Source organism: Rhodanobacter sp. UC4443_H10 (assembly GCF_052978325.1).
Window position 1 is genome coordinate 2584437 of the sequence record NZ_CM129668.1, and the last position, 26557, is coordinate 2610993.

The 26557-nt window shown below is 68.0% G+C and carries 27 protein-coding genes; 14 read left to right on the forward strand and 13 right to left on the reverse strand.

The annotated features are described in order from the left end of the window. The first annotated feature begins 111 nt into the window (after window positions 1–111). From ACVCMB_RS11830 to ACVCMB_RS11840, 3 genes are read left to right on the forward strand one after another with little or no spacing between them, the layout of a single operon-like run. Window positions 112–1557, forward strand: coding sequence for an efflux transporter outer membrane subunit (locus ACVCMB_RS11830; RefSeq protein ID WP_447107022.1), 1446 nt, complete (start codon window positions 112–114; stop codon window positions 1555–1557). Continuing rightward, window positions 1554–2300 (forward strand): SDR family NAD(P)-dependent oxidoreductase, encoded by a 747-nt coding sequence (locus ACVCMB_RS11835; protein WP_447107023.1) that lies wholly within the window; start codon window positions 1554–1556, stop codon window positions 2298–2300. The genes ACVCMB_RS11830 and ACVCMB_RS11835 overlap by 4 nt, the downstream gene beginning before the upstream one ends. A 29-nt stretch (window positions 2301–2329) precedes the next feature. Beyond that, a complete protein-coding gene (locus tag ACVCMB_RS11840; RefSeq protein ID WP_447107024.1) occupies window positions 2330–3364 on the forward strand; it encodes an NADP-dependent oxidoreductase in 1035 nt (344 codons plus the stop codon). Between the two features lie 14 nt (window positions 3365–3378). Here ACVCMB_RS11840 and ACVCMB_RS11845 read toward each other — a convergent pair whose 3' ends face one another. Next, entirely contained in the window at window positions 3379–4116 is a 738-nt protein-coding gene (locus ACVCMB_RS11845) for a nuclear transport factor 2 family protein (protein ID WP_447107025.1), read from the reverse strand. A 12-nt stretch (window positions 4117–4128) separates the two neighbouring features. On the opposite strand from ACVCMB_RS11845, the gene ACVCMB_RS11850 reads away from it, so the two are divergent. The 4 genes from ACVCMB_RS11850 (at window position 4129) to ACVCMB_RS11865 (ending at window position 7964) form a co-directional block, all read left to right on the forward strand. After that, window positions 4129–5073, forward strand: coding sequence for a hypothetical protein (locus ACVCMB_RS11850; RefSeq protein WP_447107026.1), 945 nt, complete (start codon window positions 4129–4131; stop codon window positions 5071–5073). A 43-nt stretch (window positions 5074–5116) separates the two neighbouring features. Continuing rightward, window positions 5117–6001, forward strand: a complete 885-nt coding sequence (locus tag ACVCMB_RS11855; protein WP_447107027.1) for a TolB family protein — start codon at window positions 5117–5119, stop codon at window positions 5999–6001. 125 nt (window positions 6002–6126) lie between these two features. Then, window positions 6127–7212 (forward strand): sensor histidine kinase, encoded by a 1086-nt coding sequence (locus ACVCMB_RS11860; RefSeq protein WP_447107028.1) that lies wholly within the window; start codon window positions 6127–6129, stop codon window positions 7210–7212. Continuing rightward, entirely contained in the window at window positions 7209–7964 is a 756-nt protein-coding gene (locus ACVCMB_RS11865; protein ID WP_447107029.1) for a LytR/AlgR family response regulator transcription factor, read from the forward strand. Before ACVCMB_RS11860 ends, ACVCMB_RS11865 begins: the two co-directional genes overlap by 4 nt. Before the next feature lie 144 nt (window positions 7965–8108). Here the strand turns inward: ACVCMB_RS11865 and hsdR are convergent, their stop codons facing one another. Then, window positions 8109–10424 carry an EcoAI/FtnUII family type I restriction enzme subunit R gene (hsdR, locus tag ACVCMB_RS11870; RefSeq protein ID WP_447107030.1) on the reverse strand — a complete coding sequence of 772 codons (2316 nt, stop codon included), beginning with the start codon at window positions 10422–10424 and terminating at the stop codon, window positions 8109–8111. A gap of 447 nt (window positions 10425–10871) precedes the next feature. Here hsdR and ACVCMB_RS11875 point away from each other — a divergent pair, with 447 nt between their 5' ends. Next, on the forward strand, window positions 10872–11642 hold the full coding sequence (locus ACVCMB_RS11875) for a hypothetical protein (protein ID WP_447107031.1): 771 nt from the start codon (window positions 10872–10874) through the stop codon (window positions 11640–11642). Then, window positions 11639–12148, forward strand: coding sequence for a type II toxin-antitoxin system VapC family toxin (locus tag ACVCMB_RS11880; protein WP_350016332.1), 510 nt, complete (start codon window positions 11639–11641; stop codon window positions 12146–12148). The genes ACVCMB_RS11875 and ACVCMB_RS11880 overlap by 4 nt, the downstream gene beginning before the upstream one ends. Window positions 12149–12248: 100 nt before the next feature. On the opposite strand, the gene ACVCMB_RS11885 is transcribed toward ACVCMB_RS11880, so the two are convergent. Genes ACVCMB_RS11885 through ACVCMB_RS11895 form a run of 3 tightly spaced genes read right to left on the reverse strand, consistent with a single transcriptional unit; the run spans window position 12249 to window position 15288 of the window. Continuing rightward, the gene (locus ACVCMB_RS11885) at window positions 12249–12674 is read right to left on the reverse strand and encodes a UPF0158 family protein (RefSeq protein WP_447107032.1); all 426 of its coding nucleotides are present in this window, start codon (window positions 12672–12674) and stop codon (window positions 12249–12251) included. Then, complete coding sequence (locus ACVCMB_RS11890; protein ID WP_447107033.1) at window positions 12671–13840, reverse strand: restriction endonuclease subunit S; 1170 nt, start codon at window positions 13838–13840, stop codon at window positions 12671–12673. Before ACVCMB_RS11890 ends, ACVCMB_RS11885 begins: the two co-directional genes overlap by 4 nt. Then, window positions 13837–15288, reverse strand: coding sequence for an N-6 DNA methylase (locus ACVCMB_RS11895; RefSeq protein WP_447107034.1), 1452 nt, complete (start codon window positions 15286–15288; stop codon window positions 13837–13839). Before ACVCMB_RS11895 ends, ACVCMB_RS11890 begins: the two co-directional genes overlap by 4 nt. A 311-nt stretch (window positions 15289–15599) precedes the next feature. Between ACVCMB_RS11895 and ACVCMB_RS11900 the strand changes: the two genes are divergently transcribed. The 4 genes from ACVCMB_RS11900 (at window position 15600) to ACVCMB_RS11915 (ending at window position 20007) form a co-directional block, all read left to right on the forward strand. After that, window positions 15600–16067: a hypothetical protein gene (locus ACVCMB_RS11900; RefSeq protein WP_447107035.1), complete on the forward strand. Its 468-nt coding sequence runs from the start codon at window positions 15600–15602 to the stop codon at window positions 16065–16067. 440 nt (window positions 16068–16507) lie between these two features. Further along, window positions 16508–17848 (forward strand): glycoside hydrolase family 2, encoded by a 1341-nt coding sequence (locus tag ACVCMB_RS11905; RefSeq protein WP_447107036.1) that lies wholly within the window; start codon window positions 16508–16510, stop codon window positions 17846–17848. 168 nt (window positions 17849–18016) lie between these two features. Then, a complete protein-coding gene (locus ACVCMB_RS11910; protein ID WP_447107037.1) occupies window positions 18017–18976 on the forward strand; it encodes a TolB family protein in 960 nt (319 codons plus the stop codon). Window positions 18977–18999: 23 nt separating this feature from the next. After that, window positions 19000–20007, forward strand: coding sequence for a hypothetical protein (locus ACVCMB_RS11915; RefSeq protein ID WP_447107038.1), 1008 nt, complete (start codon window positions 19000–19002; stop codon window positions 20005–20007). Window positions 20008–20044: 37 nt separating this feature from the next. On the opposite strand, the gene ACVCMB_RS11920 is transcribed toward ACVCMB_RS11915, so the two are convergent. The 8 genes from ACVCMB_RS11920 to ACVCMB_RS11955 all read right to left on the reverse strand — a co-directional run bounded on the left by ACVCMB_RS11920 (window position 20045) and on the right by ACVCMB_RS11955 (window position 24916). Further along, the gene (locus tag ACVCMB_RS11920; protein ID WP_395120720.1) at window positions 20045–20410 is read right to left on the reverse strand and encodes a cupin domain-containing protein; all 366 of its coding nucleotides are present in this window, start codon (window positions 20408–20410) and stop codon (window positions 20045–20047) included. 59 nt (window positions 20411–20469) lie between these two features. Then, complete coding sequence (locus ACVCMB_RS11925) at window positions 20470–21582, reverse strand: AI-2E family transporter (RefSeq protein WP_395121296.1); 1113 nt, start codon at window positions 21580–21582, stop codon at window positions 20470–20472. Between the two features lie 77 nt (window positions 21583–21659). After that, window positions 21660–21998, reverse strand: a complete 339-nt coding sequence (locus ACVCMB_RS11930; protein ID WP_395120721.1) for a hypothetical protein — start codon at window positions 21996–21998, stop codon at window positions 21660–21662. Beyond that, window positions 21995–22480 carry an ABC transporter ATP-binding protein gene (locus ACVCMB_RS11935; protein ID WP_395120722.1) on the reverse strand — a complete coding sequence of 162 codons (486 nt, stop codon included), beginning with the start codon at window positions 22478–22480 and terminating at the stop codon, window positions 21995–21997. The genes ACVCMB_RS11930 and ACVCMB_RS11935 overlap by 4 nt, the downstream gene beginning before the upstream one ends. 7 nt (window positions 22481–22487) lie before the next feature. Continuing rightward, window positions 22488–22850 carry a DUF883 family protein gene (locus ACVCMB_RS11940; protein WP_395120723.1) on the reverse strand — a complete coding sequence of 121 codons (363 nt, stop codon included), beginning with the start codon at window positions 22848–22850 and terminating at the stop codon, window positions 22488–22490. Between the two features lie 40 nt (window positions 22851–22890). Then, the gene (locus ACVCMB_RS11945; protein WP_395120724.1) at window positions 22891–23046 is read right to left on the reverse strand and encodes a DUF1328 domain-containing protein; all 156 of its coding nucleotides are present in this window, start codon (window positions 23044–23046) and stop codon (window positions 22891–22893) included. A 104-nt stretch (window positions 23047–23150) separates the two neighbouring features. Beyond that, window positions 23151–23774, reverse strand: coding sequence for a YbhB/YbcL family Raf kinase inhibitor-like protein (locus ACVCMB_RS11950; RefSeq protein ID WP_395120725.1), 624 nt, complete (start codon window positions 23772–23774; stop codon window positions 23151–23153). 53 nt (window positions 23775–23827) lie between these two features. Continuing rightward, a complete protein-coding gene (locus tag ACVCMB_RS11955; RefSeq protein WP_447107039.1) occupies window positions 23828–24916 on the reverse strand; it encodes a PQQ-dependent sugar dehydrogenase in 1089 nt (362 codons plus the stop codon). 99 nt (window positions 24917–25015) lie between these two features. Between ACVCMB_RS11955 and ACVCMB_RS11960 the strand changes: the two genes are divergently transcribed. Beyond that, on the forward strand, window positions 25016–26491 hold the full coding sequence (locus tag ACVCMB_RS11960) for an AAA family ATPase (protein ID WP_447107040.1): 1476 nt from the start codon (window positions 25016–25018) through the stop codon (window positions 26489–26491). The last annotated feature ends 66 nt before the right edge of the window (window positions 26492–26557 follow it).

Consider the following 26557-nt stretch of genomic DNA (forward strand, 5'->3'; position numbering starts at 1 on the left):
CCGCTGAACACCTTCGCGAGCCACCTTTTCGCTCGTCATCCCAGCGAAAGCTGGGATCCAGCGCCTTCGGCTCCTACCACACACAGTCACTGGATTCCTGCTTTCGCAGGAATGACGAAGGTGGTGCGAGGTGCGCTGCTGGTCACGGCCCTGACGCTGCTGGCCGCTTGCGCCAGCGTGGGTCCCGACTACCACGCAGCGAAGATTGCCGCGCCGCAATTGCAGGGACTGGATGCGGCGCAGGAAAACAACGCGCAGTTCCAGGCCACGTGGTGGAAGCAGTTCAACGATCCCACCCTGGACGCGCTGATCCAGCGCGCCGCGGCCAACAACCTGGACCTGCGCATCGCCGTGGCGCGGCTGCATGAAGCGCGTGCGCTGCTCAGCGGCGCGAAGTCCGAGCAGCTGCCGACCATCGACACCGGCGTGAACTACACCCGCAGCCGCGGCCAGCAGCCGGGCTTCAGCGACCAGCGCCGCACCACGACGACCTACCAGGCCGGCTTCGATGCGTCGTGGGAGCTGGACCTGTTCGGCGGCGTACGCCGCTCGGTGGAAGCGGCCGGTGCCGACCTCGGCGCCAGCGAGGCCGCGCTGCACGACGCGCAGGTCAGCCTGCTGGCCGAGGTCGCGCGCAATTATTTCGAGTTGCGCGGCAGCCAGTCGCGGCTCGACATCGCCCAGCGCGACATCGAGAACCAGCGACAGACCCTGCACCTGACCGAGGTGCGCCAGCAGCTCGGGGCCGGCTCCGAACAGGATGTGGCCAGCGCGAAAGCGCGCCTCAGCGCCGTGCAGGCGCAGCTGCCGGTGCTGCAGACCGCGGTGAGCGCCAGTGAATTCCGCCTGGCGGTGCTGCTGGGCGAGCGACCGGGCGAGCTCGACATCGACGTGTCGCCGAAGAGCTTCACGCCGATCGCCACGACCCTGCCGATCGGTGATGCCGGCGACGTGCTCGCACGCCGTCCGGACGTCCAGATGGCCGAACGCGAATACGCCGCCGCCAATGCGCGCATCGGCGTGGCCAAGGCCGACTTCTTCCCGCACATCTCGCTGGGCGGCTTCCTCGGCTTCCTGTCCGGGCGCAGCAACGACTTCGGCAGCCCGTCGACGCGCGCGTGGACGCTGGCGCCCAGCATCAGCTGGCCCGGCCTCAACGTGCAGCGCGTGCGGGCGAACCTGCACGCCAGCGAGGCACGCACCGACGCGGCGCAGGCGAACTACCAGCGCACCGTGCTGGAAGCGATCGAGGACATCGACAACGCGGTCACCGGCTTCAACCAGCAACGCATCCGCGTGAACCACCTGATCGAGCAGGGCACGCAGAGCAAGCGCGCCGCCGACCTTGCCCGCGTGCGCTACCAGGAAGGTGCCACCGGTTTCCTCGAACTGCTCGATGCCGAACGCACCCAGCTCGCCGCCGAGGACGACCTGGCCCAGGCCGAGGCGGCGATCAACACCCGCGCCGTCGCGCTGTACAAGGCGCTCGGCGGCGGCTGGCAAGCCTGCGGCGACGAGCGCTGCAGCGCGGTGGCACAGCGCGGCGCCGCCCCATGAGCCGGCCGGCCCGTCGCGTGCCGGCGGCAACGCCGGCGATCACGCCGACCTATCGCGTGGCGCTGGTCAGCGGCGCCAACCGCGGCCTCGGCTTCGAGGTGGCGCGCCAGCTCAGCGAGCACGGCATGACCGTGCTGCTGGGCTCGCGCGATCCCGACAAGGGCCTGCACGCGGCGCGCCAGCTCGCCGGCGCGTCCGGCGAGGTGATCGCGGTACAGCTCGACGTCACGCAGCAGGAGCAGGTCGACACGCTGGCGCGCTGGATCGAGATCACCTACGGCCGGCTCGACGTGCTGGTCAACAACGCCGGCGGCTACTACGACCACGACGGGCTGGCCAGCGACGGCGACCTCACACTTGCATGGGGCGCGATGCAGACCCACCTGTTCGGCAGCTGGCGGCTGACCAGCGCGATGCTGCCGCTGATGCGCCGGCACGGCTACGGCCGCATCGTCAACGTGTCCAGCGGCTGCGGTGCCAGCGGTTCGAGCAGCAACCACTGCGTGGCCTATCGCACCTCCAAGTCCGCGCTCAACACTTATACGCGTACGCTGGCGGCGGAGCTGGAGGGCAGCGGCATCGCGGTCAACGCGGTGTGCCCGGGCTGGGTCGCCACTGAACTCGGTGGCCCCGGCGGCCGGCCGGTGAGCCTGGGCGCCGCCGGCATCGTGTGGGCCGCCAGCCTGCCGACGCCGGCGCCCACCGGTCGCTTCTTCCGCGATGGCGAACAAATCGCCTGGTGATCGTCCCTTTCCACGCTGGAGCTTTTCGCATGCCGCAAGACGCTTCGACCAATCGCCGCATCCTGCTCGCCTCCCGCCCGCACGGGTTGCCGACCGCGCAGGATTTTCGCCTCGACCATGCACCGCTCCCGGCGCCCGGCGACGGCGAGGTGTTGCTGCGCACGCTGTATCTCTCGCTCGATCCGTACATGCGCAACCTGATGGACGAGGCCGGCACCGAGTACGCGCCCGGGCTGGAACTGGGCCAGCCGATGATGGGCGGCACGGTGAGCCGCGTGGTCAGCTCGCGGCATGCCGGCTTCCACCCCGGCGAGCTGGTACTGGCCAGCGCCGGCTGGCAGGACTACGCCGTGGCCGCGGGCGACACGCTGACGACGCTGGGCAACCTGGCGCCGCCCTCGCTGGCGCTGGGCGGCCTGGGCATGACCGGTTTCACCGCCTATGTCGGCCTGCTCGACATCGGCCAACCGCAGCCGGGCGAGACCGTGGTGGTGGCCGCCGCGACCGGCGCGGTCGGTGCGGTGGTGGGACAGATCGCCCGGCTCAAGGGCGCGCGGGTGGTCGGCATCGCCGGCGGCCCCGCCAAGTGCCGCCACGCGGTGGAGGAGCTGGGCTTCGACGCCTGCCTCGACCACCGCGCGCCGGATCTCGCCGGGCGCCTCGCCGCGGCCTGCCCGGACGGCATCGACGTGTACTTCGAGAACGTGGGCGGCGCGGTGTTCGACGCCGTGCTGCCGTTGCTCAACCACCATGCGCGGGTGCCGGTGTGCGGCATGATCGCGCACTACAACGACGCCGCGCCGCCAGCAGGGCCGGATCGCCGCCCGCAGCTGGTGGCCAGCGTGCTGCAGAAGCGCATCCGCATGCAGGGCTTCGTCATCCTCGACCACTACGCCGAGCGCTTCGCCGCTTTCCGCAGCGACATGCAGGCCTGGCTCGACGCGGGCCGGATCAAGCTGCGCGAGGATCGCGTCGAGGGCCTGGAAAACGCGCCGGCCGCCTTCATCGGCCTGCTCGAAGGGCGCAACTTCGGCAAGCTGGTGGTGCGCGTGGCCGACGATTGACGTTCCGCTGCGTCTCAGCGGCTGCCTACCGCGCTGTGCTGCGAGTACAGCGCATGCCAGCGACCGCCCTGGTAGACGAAGATGTCGGAGGAGCGCACGCCGTTCTGCGGCCCCAGCTGCGGGTCGTAGAAGGTGATGATCGCGGTGTCGCCGCGGATCACCACCGATTTCCCCAGCGGGTTCGCCTTCAGCCACGCCTCCACCTTGCGCCGCTCGGCGTCGTTGCCGCGGTTCTTCGCCGCGTGCGCGATGATCGCGGCCTTCGGATGCACCGTGCCGTCGGCGCCGACCGAGCGGTATTCGGGCAGCAGCATGGCATCGAGCCAGGCGCTGTCGCCGGCGAGTTCGGCATCCATCCAGTGCTGATCGACGGCCACCACGGCGGCCTCGGTCTTGCGCGCCTCATCCAGGCCGGCGGCGCGGGTGACAGTCGCCGCCGTCGTCCATTGCACACCCAGCGCCAGCAAGGCGACGTACGCCATGCCCATGGGAAATCGGTGTTGCTTGCGCATGCTGCCGTCCTCGTGTGCGGCCGGATTGCCGCCGAGCCAGCGTGCCGCGGCCGCGTGCGCCGCTGCATCGACCGGGTGACGGGCGTGCACTGCGCGGTGACGAGCGGCGACATGGCGCACTCCAGCGGGTGGCGCGCCGTCCGCATCGGGCAAACCGCCGCTGGCCACCATCGCGGCGCCGCTCGTCACCGCGGCGGCGACGCACGAGACGGGTCGTGCCAGCGTGATCCGATCGGCCACCGGAGAAAACGCATGAAACGATCCATCGCGCTGGGCATGCTGCTCGCGCTCGGGCTGGCGGTCCACGCCGCCGCCCGCCCCGACGCGGCGCCCGCGATCTTCGCGCCGGGCAGCATCGCCGGCCCCGCCGACGACGGCGCCGCCGCGTTCACCCCCGACGGCGCCACCGTGTATTTCATGCGCGGCACCGACAGCTTCACCCTGATGGAGGCGCATCGCGTCGGCGGCCGCTGGTCGCCGCCGCGGGCCGCGTCGTTCTCGGGGCACTGGCGCGACCTCGACCCGGCGATGGCGCCGGATGGTTCGTACCTGCTGTTCGTCTCCAATCGCCCAGCCACGCCCGGCGGCCCGGCGCTGGATGCCGTGCGCGCGGGCAAACGCTACGCGGGCAACGGCATGAACCTGTGGCGGGTGGATCGCCGCGGCGACGGCTGGGCCGCGCCGGTGCGCCTGCCCGACACGGTGAACCGCTGCTCGATGACGTTCGCGCCCAGCGTCGCCGCCGACGGCAGCATCTACTTCATCGGCTGCGTCGGCGCGGATGAGAGCCTGCACCTGCTGCGCTCGATCTGGCGCAATGGCCACTACCAGGCGCCATACGCGGTGAAGCTGGGCACGACGGATGCCCTGATCCGCGATCCGGCGATCGCCCCCGATCGCTCGTTCATCGTGGTGGCGACGAAGCGCCAGGCGCAGCAGCCGTACCGCCTCGCCATCGCCTTCCACACGCGCGAGGGTTGGAGCGCGCTGCAGGATCTCGGCGACGCCGTCAACGGCGGCAAGCACAGCATGGGCGCGCAGCTGGGGCCGGATCGCCACACGCTGTACTTCTACAGCGATCGCCGGCTGCCGCCGTCCGACCCGCGCGCGGCAGCCGCGTGGAACAACGGCGCCGACCACATCTGGCAGGTGTCGCTGGCGCCTTGGCTGGATGCGCATGCCGCCCAGCGCCACTGACGATCTGCCGATTTATCCCCACGTTTCTGCCATGGAGCATCCGATGCGTAGCCACTGCCGATTGCCGATCCTCGCCCTGATCCTGGGCAGCGCCCTCGCCGCATCGGCGTGGGCAGCCACGACCGTCATGCCGCCCCTCGCCGCCGGGCCGTGGGTGCTGGAACACGACGCCTCGCCCGCGTTCACGCCGGACGGCGACACGGTGGTGTTCGCGCGCGGCAGCGGCGCCACGCGGCGGCTGTTCGCCGCGCATCGCCACGATGGCGTCTGGTCGCCACCGCAACGCGTGGCGTTCTCGGATCGCTGGATGGATCTGGAGCCGACGATGGCGCCGGACGGTCGCTACCTGGTGTTCGTCTCCAACCGGCCGGCGAACGGCGCGGGCAAGGCGCTGGACGGCAACTGGGGCGGCCAGGCCTGGCCCGGGCGCGGCGGCAACCTGTGGCGGGTCGATCGCGTGGGCGGCGGCTGGGACACGCCGGTGCGCCTGCCCGACAGCGTGAACCGCAGCAGCACGACGTTCTCGCCCGCGGTGGCGAGCGACGGCAGCATCTACTTCATGCGCGCGAATTCCGCCGATGGCAGCTTCCGGCTCTACGTGAGCCGCCGCGAAAACGGCCATTACCAGCCGGCGGTCGCGCTGGCGCTTGGCACCGGCGACGGCCACTCGGACTTCGATCCCGCGGTGGCGCCGGATCAATCCTTCCTGGTGTTCAGCTCCGACCGACCGCCGGCGCCGGCGAACGGCAACGACCTGTTCATCGCCTTCGCCGTGCCCGGCGGCTGGAGCGCACCGGTGGATCTGGGCATGGCCGGCAACGAGGCGCGCCTGGGCGCGGATCGCACGATGCTGTACTACACCGCGCCCGACCACCGCATCCATCGCGTGTCGCTGGCGCCGTGGTTGCGGCAGCGATCGGCGCGCTGAGCCACCATGCTGCCCGGTGACGGACCAGGCCGGCGCCCTGCCGTCCAGCACTGTTCCATCCGGCGCCACGGCGGCACACTGCCGTCCTGGCGCGTCACCCATCGACCGGCGCGCGGGAGCATCGCGTGACCGGGCACGACACCATCCACTGGAAGAAACACGCGCTGGCGTTCGCCTTCTGGACCGGGCTGGCGCTGTCCTATGCGCTGAGCAGCGGGCTGTCCTCGATCAGCGAGGGCTATCCGCCGAACTGGCTGCGTGCGCTGAGCTGGAACCTTTCCAACTTCTGGTTGTGGATGGCACTGGTGCCGCTGGTCGGCTGGCTGGGCCGGCAGACCGCCGGCCACGGCTGGCGCCGCTTCCTCGCCATGCAGGTGCCGGCCAGCCTGGCCGTGGCGCTGCTGCAACTGCTGCCTCACCTGGTGCTGTTCTGGAACCTCAGCGGCCCGGGGCGGATGGCGGTGCACACGCTGGGCGCGTACATCCGCATGGAGTTCGCCTACAGCTTCCACCTGGCCGTGCTCACCTACTGGGTGATCCTGGTGGTGCTGCGCGGGATGGAATCGCGCCGCCACCTGCGCGATGAGCGGCTGCGCAGCACGCAGCTGGAGACCCAACTGGCGCAGGCGCAACTGCAGGCGTTGCGCATGCAGTTGCAGCCGCACTTCCTGTTCAACACGCTCAACGCGATCTCCGCGCTGGCGCTGGCCGACCCGCTGCAGGCGCGGCTGATGATCGCCCGCTTGAGCGACTTCCTGCGGCTCACCCTGGAAGAACGCCACGCGCCGCAGGTGCCGCTGTCGCGCGAACTGGAATTCCTCGCCTGCTACCTCGGCATCCAGCAGGTGCGCTTCCAGGATCGACTCAGCACCGAGCTGGACGTGGCCGACGACACGCTGGCCGCCGCGGTGCCGAACCTGATCCTGCAACCACTGGTGGAAAACGCGCTGCGCCACGGCCTGCAGGACAAGCCCGGCGCCGGCACCCTGCGCGTTTCCACGCGGCGCGACGGCGACCAGCTGCAGCTGCGCGTGGACGACGATGGCCTCGGCCTGCCGCCGACCGGCACCGCCGAAGGCATCGGCCTGGGCAACACCCGTTCGCGCCTGCAGATGCTGTTCGGCGACGCCGCGCAACTCGTGCTCAGCGCCATCCCCGGCGGCGGCACCCGCGCCGAAGTGCGCCTGCCCTACGCCGAGCACGCCGCATGAGCACGCCGCGCCTGCGCACCGTGCTGGTCGACGACGAAGTGTTGGCGCGCCTCGCCCTGCGCCAGGCGCTGGCCAGCCACGATGAGGTGGAGATCGTCGGCGAATGCGGCAACGCCGCCGAGGCGATGCAGGCGGTGCGCGTGTTGCGTCCGGACCTGCTGTTCCTCGACATCCAGATGCCCGGCATGGACGGCTTCGAACTGCTCGACGAACTGGCCCCCGACCGCCTGCCGCTGGTCGTCTTCGCCACCGCCTTCGCCGACCATGCGCTGCGCGCGTTCGACGCGATGGCGATGGACTACGTGCTCAAGCCGATCGAACAGGCCCGCTTCGACCAGGCCATGGCGCGCGTCAACCAGCACTGGCAAGGCCTGCACGCCACCGCCGGCCCGGCCATCGAAAGCACGCCCGCCGAAGGCTACGCCCAACGCCTCAGCGTGCGCCACGGCGAACACATCCGCGTGCTCGCCGTCGACGACATCGACTGGATTCGCGCCGACGGCAACTACCTGCACATCCACGTCGGCCCGGTGCGCTACCTGCACCGCGACACCCTGCGCCACCTGCTGCTGCAACTCGACCCGGCGCGCTTCCTGCGCATCCATCGCGGCACCCTGGTCAACCTGGCCCGCATCCGCGAGGTGCATCCGTTGTTCAAGGGCGGGGCGGAGATCGTGCTGCACGACGGGACGCGGCTGGATCTGAGTCGGCGCTTTCGGGCGGGGGCGCGGGCGGCGTTGGGGTTGCGCTGAGCCGAGGGCGGATTTGCGGAGCCTGCGGCAATCAATGCAGCCCCGCCAGACAGCAGGAGCGCGTGGGTTGTTTGCGCATAGGGCGGGCAATGCCCGCCGGCTGTTCACGCGACAGCGGCGGGCAGTGCCCCTACTGCCGCCAAGTTACTGATAGAGATGCGCCTGAATCGCGATGAACGCCTCGCGTATCGCGGGCACCGGCCCCAGCAGGCGCTTGGCATCGTTGGTGCCACCGTAGCGGATGCGCAGGAAGTCGGCGATTTTCCTTGATGCCAGCTCGTCCACACCGTGTTTCTCGTAGGCCTCCAGCACGTAGTCGAGGAAGCCGCGCATCTCTCGCTGGTAGCCATCCAGTCCCGTCGCGCGCGCACTACCGGCGCGTTCGTGGCGCGACAACGGCGCCAGCGTGAAGCGGACATAGGCCAGCACGTCAAAGATGTCGCTGTTGGGGGCGTCGATCAGGCGCCGCATGTCGTCCAGACGATCAGCATCGTAGCCGAGATCCTTCAGCCGCTGCTGGAAGGCTTCGCGCCGATCAGGGTCGCTCCATACCGCACGCAAATCTTCTTCCGAGGCAACCAGATTGTTGAGGTCGCCAAACAGCTGCTGCATGAATTCCTGCGCAGTGATCTGCCGGCCCTCGTGCCAATACGTGGTGGCGGCGAGGTAGCGGATCGAGCGCTCCTTGCCATCGGCCAGCTTCACCACGACCTTCGCCACGGGCTCCGGGGGGTTCTCGACGCCACCGGTGCGCGGCGGCAGGTCATCCGGTTTCGTCGGCGTTTTCGGTTCGCGCGGCTCATCCGGCGGCAACGGCTCGCCATCCCACTCGGGGTCTTCGAACTTCTCGTAGCCCTTCACGAAATCGTAGATGGTGAAGAAGTCCTTGCCGTCGAAGGTGCGCGTGCCGCGGCCGATGATCTGCTTGAACTCGATCATCGACTTGGTCGGGCGCAGCAGCACGATGTTGCGCACATTGCGCGCATCGACGCCGGTGGAGAGTTTCTTCGACGTGGTGAGGATCGTAGGCAGCGTCTTCTCGTTGTCCTGGAACTCGCGCAGATGCTGCTCGCCGAGCTTGCCGTCGTCGGCGGTCACCCGCTCGCAGTAATGCGGGTCGGGGTTGTCCTTGATCTGGTTGATGGCATTGCGCACGCGCGCGGCGTGATCCTGCGTGGCACAGAACACGAGCGTCTTCTGGCGCTGGTCGATCTGGTCCATGAACTCGTGCACGCGGCTTTCCTCGCGCGCATCGATGATGATTTTCGTATTGAAGTCTGCCTCGGTGTATTCCTTGTCCGGGTCGATCTCGCCACCGATCACCTCGTCCTCATCGGAGTACGTGTAGCTGTCCAGCGTGCTGGCCATCTGGCGCACCTTGAACGGAGTGAGGAAGCCGTCGCCGATACCTTCCTTCAGCGCGTAGGTGTACACCGGGTCGCCGAAATAACGGTAGGTGTCCACGTTCGCGTCGCGCTTGGGCGTGGCGGTCATGCCCAGCTGCACGGCGGGCGCAAAGTAGTCGAGGATGCCGCGCCAGCTGCTTTCGTCGCGGGCACCGCCGCGATGGCATTCGTCGATGACGATGAAGTCGAAGAAGTCCGGCGGATAGCCTTCGAAGGTGAACTGCGGTTCGCCGTCCTGGTCCGTACCGGTCATGAAGGTCTGGAAGATGGTGAAGAACACGCTGGCGTTCTTCGGAATCCGGCCCTGCTTGCGGATCTCGTCGGGGCTGATACGGCACAGCGCGTCGGGCGCAAACGCGCTGAACGCGTTGTAGGCCTGATCGGCGAGGATGTTGCGGTCGGCCAGGAACAGGATGCGCGGACGGCGCACCGGGTCGCGGCTCAAATTCCAGCTGGATTCGAACAGCTTCCACGCGATCTGGAACGCGATCGACGTCTTGCCGGTGCCGGTGGCCAACGTCAGCAGGATGCGCTGCCCGCCCTTGGCGATCGCCTCCAATACCGCGGTGATCGCGTTGTGCTGGTAATAGCGCGGCTGCCATTTGCCGCCGCCGGTCTCGAACGGCACCGCGCCGAAGCGGTCGCGCCAGTCGTTGCCTTCGGGAAAACAGCGCGCCCACAGCTCCTGCGGCGAGGGAAACGGCAAGGCGATATCGCCTTCCGTGCCGGTGACCATGTCGATGGCATACCAGCCGATGCCATTGCTGGCGTAGGCGAAGCGCGCCTGCAACCGCGTGGCGTAGTCCTTGGCCTGGCCTACACCCACCGAGTGGCCAAGGCCGGCACGCTTGGCCTCGATCACCGCCAGCTTGCGGTCGCGATAGCTCAATACGTAATCGGCCGACAGCGGATTGGCCCGCCCCCCACCGCCGGTAATGCGGCCGGGGCAAATCATCTCGCGATGCACGCGCGAACCCTCGACCACGCCCCAGCCGGCCTCGCGCAGCACCGGATCGATGCGGTTGGCGCGGGTATCGGCTTCGGTTTCGTTCATGCCTGTCAATGTTGCCCCTGATGTCCGGATGGTGGCCGGAAGCCACGTTCGGTGCAACGTTCCGCGATGGCCGGACGCTTGCGCGCCCGGCCCCTGCTAAGCAAACTTGCCCGCAAGTGGGTTGGGAGATCCCGGCCGGCGTCAGGGCTTCGGTGCGTTCACCGGGGCCTTTCGCTTTTCTGGCGGGGCGAATCCTGACCCCTTCCAATGCCAGTGCGCCTGCCGCCGTGCCCATGTATTGAAGTTGCACCCAACATGCCCCCTCCTCTTGGTTCCTCGGAACTTACGCGGGGGTTCTTATTGCCGGTCCTTCAGCCGCCCTCACCCTCGCCAGCCACCGGGCGCGCTCACGCCACCGACGGACCGTCGCTCTTGTGATAGCGGATGACGCAACGCTCAGGTAGGCGACTACCCCAATCGGCACCGCCAAACACTACAATCAAGCGCATGCAACCGGCCAACACCCTTCGCTTCGCGTTGAACGACCGCATCGAGGATGCCGAGGTCGGGCCTGCGCACGTCCCGCTGGCGTTGTTGGGGCAGTTCCAGAACGATGTAGGCGAGTTTCTGGCTGGTTCCGGCAAGGACGTCAACCTCAATCAAGTGATGGTTGCCATCGAAGAAGGGTCACTCGCCCTGGTTGCCGTTGGCCTGCTGACAGCCACCACCCTGTGGGCTGATGTTCAACAGCTGCAAAACAGCGCCCAACTGGGTCTGATTGACCCCAAGCGCGCCGCGGTGATGGAACGCTGGCAGGTGGCTGCACGCAAAAATCCTCACCGCCGCTACACGCTGGCCGATCAGAGCGGCGCGGCCATCATCCGTGTGGATGCGGACTCCGATTACCGGGACCAGACAGCCGCCGTGTGGGTGGAAGTCAGCAAGTACCTGCACGGCCAGATCACCGACCTGGGCGGCACCAGCAAGGCCAACGTCCACCTGAAGCTGGACAACGGCAAGGTGCTGACCATCGCCAGCACGCAAAAACTGCTGGGCGACGAGGAGCGCAACCGTCTCTACAAACCGGCCGTTTTGCGGATTTCTGCCGAGGAGAACCTGCAGAGCGGTGAACTACGCAACCTGACCTTGCTGGGCTTCGAGGATAGCCAGCCGAGCTGGGACGCAACGGCATTCGGCGAACTGGTGCGCAAGGGCACCCAGGCTTGGGCGGACGTGCCTGATGACTGGCTGGAAAGCCTGCGGAGCGGACAGGGATGAGCGCATCGGTGCTGCTGGATACCAGCTTTCTGATTTCATTCGTCAGTCAACACCGCGCCCACCACGCCACGGCCGAGCAGTACTACCGCTACCTGCTGAAGAACAACATGCCGATGATCTTCTCGGCCATCGTGGCTGCGGAATTCGGAATCAAGCAACCCATCACGGATCTGCCACTGAACAACTTCCGCGTTCTCGACTTCAATGTTCCGCATGGACAGAAGGCCGCAAACCTGTGGAGCGCGCTCGGTCAGCGGGACGCCCGGGAAAGCCGTGCGGTGGTGCGCGACGACGTGAAACTTCTGGCCCAGGCCGGCCACGAGGGCATCGATTTCATCCTGACCGAAGATGCCTCCACGCTGCACAAATACTGTGAACGCCTGCGCTCAGGCGGGCATCTGAAAACGCGTGCCATCACACTCAAAAACGGCTTCGACGCCAGTGCACTGCGCGACGATGGGCAGATCGACTGGGTCAGCGACTCAGCTCCCGATCCCAACGCGTAAGACCTGTCCTTGACGAGTGGACAGGTTGCGGCGCGGCATTACGGCAGCTGGCCGAAAACGCATATTGCGGCAGGGACCGCGCAGACGTTGGCGCCATCGCTCACTCAGCCAGCGTGATGCTGTTGTCCGCGCACCATTCGCGCAGCGCCTGTCGGGTCTGTTCCCTCTCCCACTGATGCCAGGCGTCGAGGCTGTCGTGGCGATCCAGCAGATCCTTGAAGCGGGCGTAGGCGCCGCGGTGCGAGAACATCGCGCATACCTGCTCGTAGCAATCCGGCAGCTGCGTGCGGGCGAACTCCAGCGCCAGCGGCTTGCCCAGGTCGAGGTCATGCTTGTTCGGCAGCGCCACGTAGCGCGCCGCATCGTCGATGTCCGCCGGCAACGGGTCGAACTCGTCGACCTCGTCGCTGTGCCGGAGCACCGCGCCCGTGTCCCGGCACACCCAGGCCTCCGTATCGCCTCCCGCATCCAGGAACAGCAGGGCTTCTTCGAGGTCGGCCAGTTTGACGGGTGTTTGCTCGCTCATGTCAGTTCGCCGGAGAAGGCTTTTTGCAGGAGGGACTGGCGCAGGGCGGCGAGGTCGGAGATATCGGTTTCGTACCGCTTTTGCGCGATCTCGACCTTCGCTCTGAGCTTATCGGCTTCCGCGATGATCTCGTCCTGCACTTCGCGCGGGGGAATATCGATCATCAATTCCTTAACCAACTTGCAGGTCAGGTGCGGCACAGTCGAGCCGGATCTGATTCGCTGAAATGTTTCCTGCATTGCCGGCGTGTTGAAAACCATCGACAAGTACGGCCCCGACACGACCTCGTCGACCGGCGAGATCACAATCATGGCGTGGCAATTATGGCCATCATGCGCTGTGGGAACGACCGCGCTGTGTCCGATGTGTCCGCTTTGTACGAGGAGCACATCACCGGCCTTCAACTTGGACTTCTTGTGCTTTTCGTTGAACGCGGACGAGATGTATGTCTGTCCGTCGAAGGTCAACGCATTGCTGCGAACATGCCGTGCCAGCAAATACGGCACACCCATATCGACATAGATGTCCCGCGTGGGCCCGACGTATCCATTTGTCAGTCGTGTCACGACAGAGCCGAGTCGCAGCCTCTTCTCCTGAACGCTCGCCCTTCGTTTGCCCATCGCCTCGACCGCTGCGCCGAACAGCTGGCGTGCATCCGCCAAGTTGGCTTCGGCGTTTGCGCGGGCGCGGTCGAGGGCGGCGAAGGCCTGATCGAGTACCGCAACGATTCGCTTTTGCTCGTCCAGCGAAGGAATTGCTATAGGAAATTTCTGAATGTCACCTTTCGAAATAAAAGGTTGCCCGGCACCTCGTTTCGGTAGGTCGACTGAATCGAGCAGATAGTAGAGAAAGACAGAGTCACAGACGCCTTCTTTCGGCGTGAGCGTGATGGTGTTCTTGATCGCCGTAAAGTCTTCTGTCGGGAGAAACATCCGACCACAATTTGCACCTATAGCAGACAACACTGGCGTAAGCGCCTTGTGCTCCGCGAACTTCATACGTCCATCGCACCCGGCAGCAGAAACTCCCAAGAATTCGCCCTCTGGCGAGTAGGCTTTCTTCGTTAGGGTAGTGTTTCCCCAGTCAACTATTGCGATGTCTCCAATCGAAGCACTCAGCCATTGCCGATCCGGCGGCAGGTATCCGGCAGCGCCCGTGTCCTTCACAACATCCCCCGGATCTCTTCCAATATCTCCGCCGTCTCCGCATCCCGCGCCAGCATGTGGGCAATGATCTGCTCGGGACTGCGCAGCGCTTCGACTTCCGGCGCGTTCGGGTTTTTCACCGACAGATCCCACGTCGCGGTGTCCAGCTCCTTCACCGCCACCGACCAGCTTTTCGCGCTGTCGGCCTTGTCCGCCTGCAGCGTCACGAATTCGGCCAGATCGTCGTCGTTCAATGGATTGGTCTTGCCCAGGCTGCGGCCTGGATCGAGCTGGTAGTACCAGACCTTGCGCGTCTTCGATCCCTTTTCGAAGAACAGCACCACGGTCTTCACGCCGGCGCCCTGGAAGGTGCCGCTTGGGCAATCCAGTACCGTGTGCAGGTTGCAGCTTTCCAGCAGCTCCTTGCGCAGCGCTACGCTGGCGTTGTCGGTGTTGCTGAGGAAGGTGTTCTTGATCACCACGGCGCCGCGGCCGCCGGCTTTCAGCTTGCGGATGAAGTGCTGCAGGAACAGGTAGGCGGTTTCGCCGGACTTGATCGGGAAGTTTTGCTGCACCTCCTTGCGCTCACCGCCGCCGAATGGTGGATTGGCCAGCACGATGTCGTGGCGATCCTTCTGCTGGATGTCCATCACGTTTTCGCTGAGCGTGTTGACGTGGCGGATGTTGGGCGCGTCGATGCCGTGCAGGATCAGGTTCATCACGCCCAGCACGTAGGCCAGCGATTTCTTTTCCTGCCCGTAGAAGGTGCGCCGCTGCAGCGTGTCCCAGTCGGCGGCGGAGAGGTCGTCGCGGCGCATGGCGTCCCACGCTTCGCACAAGAACCCCGCCGAGCCGCAGGCGCCGTCGTAGATGGTTTCGCCGATCTGCGGCTGGACCACCTCGATCATGGCGCGGATCAGCGGGCGCGGCGTGTAGTACTCGCCACCGTTGCGGCCGGCGTTGCCCATGCGCTTGATGCGGGTTTCGTAGAGGTCGGACAGTTCGTGCTTGGCCTGCTGGCTGCCGAAGTTGAGCTGGTCGATGATTTCCAGCGCGTCGCGCAGCGAGTAGCCGGAGCGGAAGCGGTTGGCGATCTCGGCGAAGATCTCGCCGATCTTGTATTCGAGCGAATCGGGATCCTCGGTGGTTTCGCGGAAGGTCTGCAGATACGGGAACAGCTCGCCGTTGACGAACTCGATCAGGTCCTTGCCGGTGCGCGCGGCGTTGAGGTCGGGCGCGCCATCTTCCGTCTTCGGCGCGGCCCAGGATTGCCAGCGGTACGGCTCGTCGAGGATGGGCGAGTACTCGCGGCCTTCCAGCCCGGCCTCGTCCTCCCATTCCTTCTCCATGTCGTCGAGATACTTGAGAAACAGCAGCCACGAGGTCTGTTCGGCGTAGTCCAGCTCGGAAGCCAGGCCCTCGTCATTGCGCATGACGCGATCCATGTTGTTGAAGGCGTTTTCGAACATGCGATGTGGTTTTTCCTGGGTGGGACCTGACCGGCACGGAGCCCTCGTGACGCACGGGTGCGTCGTCGATCGTGGCAGCGCCTTGGCGGCAGGTGAACTTGAGATGGTCGGCGGCGCCGTAGGGTTCGTCAAGCAACAGGGTGCGCGGCGCGCGCGGCTGAACCGGCGCCGCCATTTGCCAAGCCGTTCGCACTCGCGGCTTGACGGCGCTAGCAGTTCGGGCATCGCGGCCTGCACGGCGGCGCGAATCGCGCGATAAGGGTTCGGACGGCGGCCGCGGGGGTGGCCGCGTCTGCTCGTTGGGGGCCGCCATGAACAAGATCGCCCTGGTCGTACTGACACTCGCCGCGCTCGCGCTGCCGTGCGGTACGGCGCGTGCGGCGGAGGGGTCGGGCGCGCTGCACGCGGCCAGCCACGACGGCACCCGAGCGGCGAGCGCTGGCGTATTCGATGTGGCCATCGCCAAGCTCGACTGGCACCCGCGCCATGGCGGCCTGCTGCTGTCGGTCGGGGCGGTGATCGACGATATCCGCGTGGCCGCCCTGGCCCACCCGCCGGCGCACGACATGAGCGCGTTGAACGACGCAGAGGTCCAGGCGCGCATGCCGTCGCGTCGCCAGCTTGCCGCGTATCTGGGCATCGGCTACCGCGCGACGGACACGGGCTTCTACGCACAGGCCGGCATGGCAGCGGCGACGGACCTGACTGGCGATCCCCACCACACGCGGAACCAGGCGATCTATCCGGTGCTGGAGCTGGGCTGGTCGTACCGCTTCTAGCCGGGCTGCAACCCGGACATCGTCCCGGCCGGCGCGGCACCGTGCCGGGTCCGGTCGCGCCGATCGTCCCGCGCCGGCTACCGCTGGTCGTCGCGAATGCCCGCTCGTCACAACACGGAAGCGCAAGGGGACGGCGCGATACAGGCTGGGCGCACCCGCTGACGCGGAACCCAGATGATCAACCGGCCATGTACCGCACGGACAGGCGCGCTGTCTGGCAAACCCGAGGCGGCTCGATCCATCCCCTTGGTTGCAAGGAGGTTGCCGGTGGGCAGGCCGGACATGTCGCACCACCGCTGCATATCGAATGCGGCCGCCTCTGTGCGGCGGTGTCGCTGCCGGCGCCCGCCAGGATGCCATGCCTTCCCGGTTGCTCCACGTGGCTGTCCGCGGAGGATGGCAGTCTCTCCAGCATCGAAACCTGAAAGCGAGGTCATCGCATGACGACTGAACCCGCATCTTCGACGCCGTCATCGATCGACGCCACGCAACGCAGGCTGATCATCGGCATCGCCACGGCGACGTTGCTGCTCCTGATCATCGTGCTCGTCGTCCTGGCTACCGGCGGTCGCCCCGATCCGCCGCATCTGCGCGCCGCCGCGACCGTGCTCGATGGCTCCTGGCGATTCCATGTTGGTGACGACCTGCGCTGGGCCAACGCCGATACGGACGATTCCGATTGGGAGACGATCGACATGACCGCCTTGCCGGGCAGCCACGACGGCGACGTAGGCCTGCCCGATTACGTCGAAGGGTGGGCGGCGCATGGTCACCACGGTTATCACGGCTACGCCTGGTACCGGCGTGCGGTGACGGTGCCGGCGGGGTACGCATCCTGGGTCATCCTCGGGCCGACCCTGGTCGAGGACGGCTACGAGCTGTACTGGAACGGGCAATTGCTGGGTGGGTCGGGCAGGCTGGGCCGGAATCCGCGCTTCGTGGGCACGCGGCCGTTGCTGTTCGCCCTCCCCACCGATGCGGCTGGTATCCGCGGCGTACTCGCCATCCGCACCTTCATGCTCACCAGAGCCACCTACGGCACGACCGGTGGTGGCATGCACAGTGCGCCCATCCTCGCTCCCCAACCGGCAGGCGCCGCACTGCACCGCGCGCACTGGGAGCGAACCATCGCCGGCTACGTCGTCGATGCGATCGAGCCGGTCGCCATGCTGGCCGTCATCGGCCTGGCGCTCGTGGGCTGGCGCCGCAGCAGCCACAGGGGTTTTCTGGCTTTCGCTTGCATCGCGCTCGCGCTCACGGCGGAGCGACGCCTCAACAATGCGATCGTCTCGTGGACCGATCTTGAATCGCTGGGAACCTACTCATGGCTGGCCACTGTGATGTGGGCGCCAACGATCGCGGCCTGGGTGCTGGCCTGGAACCGCTGGTGCCTGCGCGCGTGGCGAAGCATCGATGTCCTGGCGGTCGTGCTGGCGGTGGTCGGCGTCGCCGGTGCCCTGACCCGTTCGGCAAGCCTGAACAGCGTGTGCCGACTCGGGTTGCTCGCGCTGATGGTCGTCATTGCCATACGCATGGTCCGCAGCGGCCCGATGCGGATGCTCTCGCTCGTCACGCTGGCATCGATCATGGCCGGACTGTTCGGCGGCGAGCTGCTCGATCCCATCGGCGTGCCGGGCATCTGGTTCCCGTTCGGCATCGGCGTGTCGCGTACACAGTACATCTACGCGATCGCCATCCCGCTTCTGGCGGTGCTTGTCGTACGAACCCTGGCCTCGAACAAGGCGCTCTTCCCGCATGCTTCTCGCGGGCGCAGCGATTGAAGTGCGATGCCTGCCTTCGCAGGCATGACGAGGCGGGTGGGGTGGTGCCGACTGCCCCGCCCTGGCTGCCGCTGGTCACGGCGGGTTTCCGTTCGTCACAAAGCGGCAGCGGCGTGCCGACGCCGCTGCGCAGACTCCGCCACACCATCATCGCATCGAGGAACACGCATGGCCCGTCGCATGTTCGCTCCGTTCGCCTGCAGTCTCCTCGCCCTGACGCTGTGCGGCACCGGCACCGCCCGCGCCGCCGACACGACACCCGCCACACCGGAAATCTTCGCGCCCGGCGCGATCTCCGGCCCGGCGGGCGTGGATTGCCTGACCTTCGCGCCCGACGGCGCCACCGTCTACTTCGACCAGCAGGCGGGCTGGAACGGCTTCATCATGGAATCGCACAAGGTAGGCGATACCTGGTCGACGCCGCAGATCGCGCCGTTCTCCGGGCAGTGGCAGGACCACGATCCGGCGATGGCGCCGGACGGCTCGTTCCTGGTGTACACGTCCAACCGGGCCGACGTGGCCGGCGGGCCGGCGCTGCATGGCGGCCACCTGTGGCGGGTCGATCGCCGTGGCGATGGCTGGGGCGAGCCGGTGCGATTGCCCGACACGGTGAACGTGGGCACCAGCGTCTACGCGCCCAGCGTGGCGGCCAACGGCGACGTGTACTACCAGCGGCGCGACGAGACCACGCACGAGTTCCATCTCTACCGCACGGCCTGGCGCGACGGCCGTTACCAGTCGCCGCAGCGCCTGGCGCTGGGCGATCCGGCGGCGCACGAGCTGGACCCGGCGATCGCGCCCGATCAGTCGTTCATCGTGTTCGACGCCAACTACGCCGGCAAGGACAAGCCCGACCGGCTGTACATCGCCTTCCGCGAGGGCGACGGCTGGAGCACGCCGGTCGACCTCGGCGATGCGGTGAACCGCTACGAGCCGTGGGGTTCGCACCTGGGCCCGGACGCCCGCACGCTGTACTTCACCAGCAACTACACGGCGAAGGTGGGCTACCCGCACACGAGCGCGCAGGCACACGCGGACCTGGCGCGCATGCGCGCGTGGGACAACGGCAGCAACCACATCTGGAAAGTGTCGCTGGCGCCGTGGCTCGACGCGCACCACGACCGGTGAGTCCATTCATCGCAGGAACCATCATGTCCGCACGCAAACTCACCCTGGCCGCCTGCCTCGCGGCCATGCTCGCCGCGCTGCCTGCCGCGCGCGCGGCAATCCCCGGCGAACTGCTCGGCCCCGGGGCGATTTCCACCGGCCTGCAGGAAACCTCGGTCGCGCTGACGCGGGACGGGAGCACGCTGTATTTCATGCGTTCGGATTTCGCCGAAGCCGACGACACCATCATGGTCTCGCATCGCGAAGACGGCCGCTGGTCGCCGCCGCAGGTGGCCGCATTCTCCGGCCAGTGGCACGATTCCGAGCCGGCCTTGTCGCCCGACGGGCGGCGCCTGTACTTCGTCTCCAACCGGCCGCCGCGACCGGGTGCCGCGCCGGTCAGCGCGACGATGAACGGGCGACCCTTTACCGGCACCAACCTCTGGTACGTCGAACAGCAGGCGCACGGCGGATGGGGCGCACCGATACACGTCGACGGCGCGCTCAACGACGGCGCGATGATCTACAACCCGACGGTGGCGGCGAACGGCGACATCTATTTCTCGGCGCATCGCGCGGATTCCGGCAAGGCGTACCAGATCTACGTGGCGCGCGACCACGGCCGCGCCACGCCCGAGCGGCTGCCGCTGGGCGACCCGGCGCGCAACCGCATGGACCCGGCGATCGACCCCGCGGGACGCTTCCTGCTCTACGCCGGCGACGAGGGCGATGCGCTGGGCCGCGCCGACATCTACATCGTGTTCCGCCAGCCCGACGGCAGCTGGGGCAGGCCCGCGCACCTGGGCGAGGGGATCAACAGCCGCACGCTGGAGAACGCGCCCTCGCTGGGGCCGGCGTTCGGCGAGCTGTTCGTGTCGAGCAACCGCCGCGAGGAGGTGAGCTTTCCCAAACCGCGCGACGACGCAGCCACCCTGCAACGCCGCCTGCAGTCACCGTTGAACGGCTCGCGCAACCTCTGGCGCTTCGACATCTCCGCCGTGCTGCGGACGCACGGCATCACGCCGGCGACGGCCGGCACGGCATCGCCTTGAGGAACCTCGCGGGCCAACGATGGAGTGCGCCGGCGCGCTACACCCACACGTCGTTGGGTGCAGTACGGGCGCCACCGGCGTCGCCCGTGTTGACCACCCCGCGCGGCTCGACCAGCATCACGCTGCACTCCTCCGCGGCCACCGGGCGATGCTCCTCGCCCTTGCGCACCACGTACATTTCGCCGGCCGCGAGCGGCACGGAGCGGTCCCGGAACTCCAACGTCAAGGCACCCTGCAGCACGATGAAGACCTCGTCCGTATCCGCATGCGCGTGCCAGACGAACTCGCCCTTGAGCTTGGCCAGCTTGAACTGGTAGTGGTTCATCTCCGCGACGACGCGGGGCGACCAGTGCTCGCTGAACCGGGCCAGCTTGTCGCGCAGGTTGATCGCCCGATCGGTCATGGTGCATCCCCGGTGGTGTCGTTGTTCGGAAACTGCGGCGCCATGCGGCGGATCGCACCCTAGCGCGACACGATCAGCGCGAACCACTCCCAGCCCCGGATACGCTCGCAGATCAGCTTGGCGCAGGTCAGCATCGGCACCGCCAGCAGCGCGCCGGGAATGCCCCACAGCCAGCCCCACACCAGCAGCCACAGCAGGATCGCGATCGGCGACAGGCGCATGCTGCGGCCCTGGATCAGCGGCGTGATCAGGTTGCCCTCGACGATGGTGATGGCGGCGAAGGTGAGTGCCGGCAGGAACACCTCCAGCTCGGCGTTCTTTGCGTACAGCATCGACACGAAGGCCAGCAGCAACGTGGTGAAAATCGCCCCCACGTACGGAATGAAGTTGGCGAACATCGCCACCGCGCCCCACAGCAGCGCATCGGGCACGCCGTACAACCACAGCATGCCGGCGGTGATCGCGCCCAGGCTGGTGTTGATCGACAGCGCGGTGAGCAGGTAGCGCGAGACCTCGCTCTGGAAACTTCGCACGATGCTGACCGCGTGCCGCTTGTAGGAGAAGCTGGGTGTCATCTCGACCAGCCGGCGCAGCATGGTGTCGCCGTAGACCAGGAAGAAAAATACCAGCAGCATCACGCTGAGCACGGCGGCGAGCACCTTGGGCGCGGTGGATACGACATCCCACGCGCTGATCGACAGCGGCGCCGGCGGCGGCGCGGCGCTGCGCGAAGTGCCGCTGACCAGGGTCTGGGTGGCGCGGTTGGCCGCCTCCAGCGGCTTGGTCAGGTTGCGCACCTTGGGCACGAAGCTGCGGATCGCCGACGGCGCGCCGTGGAACCAGCCGAGCGCCGGTTGCGCCAGCAGGCCGACGCCGCTGCCGATGCCGATCACCAGGCCGATCATCAGCACCAGCGCGGTGAGCCAGCGCGGCAGGTGCAGGCGCGCGCCGGTGGCCACGATCGGGTTGAGCGCCAGCCCGATGAAGGCGGCCAGCACCAGCGGGATCAGCAGTGCGCGGGTCAGCGTGACGGTGTACAGCAACGCCAGCAGCAGCATCGCGTTGAGCAGCATGCGGATGGCGCGCAGGTGGCGGCGCGTGCCGCGCGCGCTGTGCAGCCGGCGCGCCAGCGGCCGCGGCAGGTTGCCGACCAGCAGCGGATCGGCCGGCATGTGCGAGAGCATCGCCGCGGAGGTCATCTCGCGCAGCGTGTCGTCCGCGTTCGGCGGCGGCTGCTCAGGCTCGGCGTTCACGGGGACGGCGCGCCATCCGGCGCGGCGGAATCGGCAGTTGCAGCGGCGTGCGCCGCCACGCCCGCCACGGCCATCTCGGCCAGCAGGTGACTGCCCTGCGCCAGCACCTCGACCAGGCCGCCGCCGACCAGCGAGGCCAGCCCCGGTACCCGCAGCGGGTGCAGGTCGAGGCTGCCCAGCGCAAAGCCGGCGCCGGCAGCCACGCCCACCGTGGCGAGCGGGTATTCGCGCCCGCGCGCCAGCAGCGCGGCGGCCGGCTCGCCCACCTCGTGGCGCGCCCGCTCCATGCGCGCCTGCGCGAGGCGCACCTCGGCCAGTTGCTTCAATACTTTCATCGCCCTTCCTCGCCCCGCGCGGCATGCGACGGCGTGGCCGGCTCGTCGGCGACTTCCGCCTCGATCCTGCGCACGCCTGCGCGCATCATCGCACCCCATTGGCCACGCGTGACAGGCAGGCTCATCCAATGCATGCAGCGGCGGAACAGCACTACCGCGCCGAACAGGAACAGCAGCTGCAGCAGCGCCAGCAGCAGCAAGGCCCACACCCACGAACCCAGCCACTTGGCCAGCAGCACGCCGAGCAGGCCGAGCACGGTGAGGCCGAAGCCGACCCCCGCCACGGTGGCGGCCAGCCCGGCCACCAGCAGCCACGACACCGCGCTGCGGGCCAGCCCCAGCTCCGCGGCCAGCAGATCCTTCTGCGCGCCGAACAGCCGCTTCAGCGCGGCGCCCAGGCGGGCGATCTCGTCGAACAGGCCAGACGACGACGGCGCCGGGTCCGGCGCCGTCTCGCGGGTGCTGTCACCCTGCTCGTGCATCAGTGGCTCAACGTCGCAGGATGCGGCCAAGCAGCCAGCCGGCCCCCAGCGCAATGGCGACCGATTGCATCGGCTTCTCGCGCACGTATTCGCGCGCCTGCTCAAGGAACTCGTCGGCGCGATCGCGGGTGTGCTCGTAGGCGGCGCGGCCCTGCTCGCCCACTTCGGCCGCCTTGTCGACGGTGCGGTGGGCCGCCGACGCGGTCTTGTCGGTGGCGTGGTGCAGGCCTTGCTCGACGCGGTCGGCGGCGCGGTCGACCTTGTCCTTGGTGCTGGCCACGGCCTGCGAGGTGGCCTGCTTGACGCGCTCGGCGCGCTCGTCGATGCGCTCGTCGACCGAGGGCTTGGGGGTTGGCTCTTTGGGGTTCATGACCTGCTCCGACATGGCATTCTCTTGGATGATAAGGGGGCTATCTGGCGCGGCGGAAGAACGCGATGATCGCCAGGATCAGGAAGATGACGAAAAGGATCTTCGCGATGCCGGCTGCGGCGCCGGCGATGCCGCCGAAGCCGAGAATCGCGGCGATGATCGCGATGACCAGGAAAACCAGCGCGTAGTGCAACATGGGGCATCCCTCGTGGTGGGTGGGTGCCATTCACCCACAGCACGCGCCATGCGGGCGTGAAGGATACCGCCAGCCGCCTGCACGCCGCGCCCACGCGCCCTCGTTCAGCCGGCCACCGCAGGGTTCAGGCTGTAGACGCCGGTGAGCGTGGCCTGATCCAGCACATGGCCGGCCATCGCCGCGCGCAACTGATCGCGCGAGTAGCCCTTGACCAGCGGCAGCACGTCGACGTCGATCGCATGGATGGTGAAGTGGTAGTGGTGCAGCAGCGTGTCGTTCCAGGGCGGGCACGGGCCGTCGTAGCCCAGGTATTCGCCGCCCATCTCGGCGTCGCCGGCAAACCAGCCGGTGTAGTCGTTCACCCCCTGCACGCTGCCCGGCGGCCCGTACGGCTCGCGCTTGCCGCGCGGCGTGACCTCGTCGCTGCAGGCGCCGGCAGCCAGTTCGCCGCACTCGGCCGGGATATTCGCCATCAGCCAGTGCACGAACTCCACCCGCGGCAACGCCGCCGGTACCGTGCGGCCCGCCTGGTTCACGTCATCGCCGCGACTGGGCACGTCGGTGTCGATGCAGGTGAGCACGAACGAGCGCGTGGCCGGCGGGGCGTCGCGCCAGGCGAGGTGCGGGCTGTGGTTGTCCGACAGCGCGAAGGGATCGGCGATCTTGCCGAAGGCGAAGCGCGCGGGAATGCGCTGGCCGTTGTCGAAATTGTCGCTGCGCAGGTGCATGGTGCCTCCGTGTGGCTGTTTCATCATGGTGAAAGGGCGATTCCTGCCCGGGCTTACGGCTGGTATGTCACCCGGTACACCGCCCCCGCCAGGTCGTCACTGACCAGCACGCTGCCGTCGGGCAGGGGCTGCACGTCGACCGGGCGGCCCCAGGCGCTCTGGTTTTGCTGGAAACCGGTGATCAGCGGTTCGTAGGAGAGGACTTTGCTGCCGCTGAGGCGCACGGTCATCACGCGGTAGCCGGACTTCTCGGTGCGGTTCCACGAGCCGTGCTCGGCGACCAGGATGGCGCCGCGGTAGCTGGCCGGGAACTGCTTGCCGGTGTAGAAGCGCATGCCCAGCGAGGCGACGTGGGCGCCGAGCTTGAGCACCGGCGGCACGTAGTTGCGGCAGGGGTGGCCGGCGCCGAATTCGGGGTCGGCCACGTCGCCCTGATGGCAATACGGATAACCGAAGTTCTGGCCGATGCGGGTGACCTCGTTCAACTCGTCGCTGGGCACGTCGTCGCCCAGCATGTCGCGGCCGTTGTCGGTGAACCACAGGTGTTTCGTACCCGGCTGCCAGTCGAAGCCGACGGTGTTGCGGATGCCGGTGGCGACGTCCTGCCAATCGCTGCCGTCCGGGTTCATGCGCATCAGCTTGGCGTAGTCGGGACCGGCGTTGCAGATGTTGCACGGCGCGCCGATCGGCACGTACAGCTTGCCGTCGGGGCCGAAGGCGAGGAAGCGGCCACCGTGATGGCCCTTGGTCGGCAACTTGTCGGTGACCAGCGCGGGTTCGGGCGGCGCGTCCAGGTGCTGCTCGATGTCGCGCAGCACGAGGATGCGGCTGATCGCCGACACGTACAGGTCGCCGTCGTGGAAGGCCACGCCGATCGGGTTGCGCAGGCCGCTGGCGACCACGCGCACTGTCTCGGCCACGCCGTCGCCGTTGGCGTCGGTGAGCGCGTAGACCTTGCCGGCGCCGCCGGACCCGACGAACACGGTGCCGTGCGTACCCAACGCGATCTCGCGCGCATTCGGCACCTGGTCGGAGTACACGGCGATGTGGAAACCTGCAGGCAGGGTCAGCCGATCCAGCCGGGGGGCCGCCAGCAGCGGCAGCGACAGGATCACCAGCAGCACGGACAGCAACGCGCGCATGAGCAGTCTCCGGCAAGGCGAGGCCACCAATGTACCCCGGACCGCGCGAAGCCAGAAACAGCGCCGCCCGCTAAACTGGGCTCCTTTCAGGGGAGTGGCATGAGCGAACTGGACGACCTCACCACGCTGGTGCGCGCGGCAACGCCGCTGCTGGTCATCGAAACCGTGGACGAGCAGCGGGTGATCGACTGCTTCCGCCACGTGATCGCACAGGCGCTGCGCCCGCTGTGGCGCTGGACGCTGACCGACGGCCTGAGCCGCCTCGACTTTTCGCAGGACGGCGGCGCGGTGTCGCCGGACGCCACCGCCACGCTGGACGCGATCCGCGCCCAGACCGAAGCGGGCATCTACCTGCTGTTCGACTTCCATTCGCTGCTGGACTACGCGCGCAGCCTGCGCCAGCTGCGCGAGATCGTGCAGCGCCAGCGCTCGGCGGCGCACACCATCGTGCTGGTGGGCGCGAAGATCGAGCTGCCCGCGGGGCTGGAGGCGCTGGCCCTGCGCGTGCCGCTGTCGCTGCCGGACATCAAGGAGCTCGCCGGCATCCTGCGCGGCGAGGCTGCCGGCTGGCAGCGCGAACAGGGCCGCAAGATCGAGGTGGACAACGACGCCGCGCGCACCATCGTGCGCAACCTGCTCGGCCTGACCGCGCCGGACGCGCGGCGCATCGTGCGCAAGCTGATCTATGCCGACGGCGCGCTCGGCCCGAACGACCTGCCGGTGCTGATGCAGTCCAAGTTCAACCTGCTCAACCGCTCCGGCCTGCTGCATTACGAATACGCCACCGCCAGCTTCGCCGACATCGCCGGCGTCGCGCGCGTGCGCGAATGGGTGCAGCGCCGCCGCCCGGTGTTCCTCTCGCCCGAAACCGCGCCGCGACTGGACCCGCCCAAGGGCGTGCTGCTGCTGGGCGTGCAGGGTTGCGGCAAGAGCCTCGCGGCGAAGGCAATCGCCGGCGGCTTCGGCGTGCCGCTGGTGCGGCTGGATTTCGGCACGCTGTACAACAAGTACCAGGGCGAGACCGAGAAGAACCTGCGCGAGGCGCTGACCAGCACCGAGCTGCTGAGCCCCTGCGTGTTGTGGATCGACGAGATCGAGAAGGGCCTGGCCAGCGGCGGCGACGATGGCGGCGTGTCACGCCGCGTGCTCGGCTACCTGCTGACCTGGATGGCCGAACGCAAGGCCAAGGTGTTCACCGTGGCCACGGCCAACGCGGTGCAGGAGCTGCCCGCCGAGCTGCTGCGCAAGGGCCGCTTCGACGAGATCTTCTTCGTCGACCTGCCGAGCGAATCCGTTCGCGCGGAAATCTTCGCCCTGCACCTCAAGCGCCGCCAGCTCGACCCGGCGAACTTCGAGCTGCCCGCGCTGGCCGCCGCCAGCGAGGGTTTCTCCGGCGCCGAGATCGAGCAGTCCATCGTCAGCGCGCTGTACGACACCGCCGGCCAAGGCAATGGCCCGGACCAGGCCGCCCTGCTCCACGCCCTGCAACAGACCCGCCCGCTGTCGGTGCTGATGCGCGAACAGGTGGACACGCTGCGCGCGTGGGCGCAGGGGCGCTGCGTGGCGGCGGACTGAACACGGGCAGCAAATCGCCCTCGCAGAGAGCGCGCAACAGCCGGCCACGGCGGCTGTCTCCCTGTC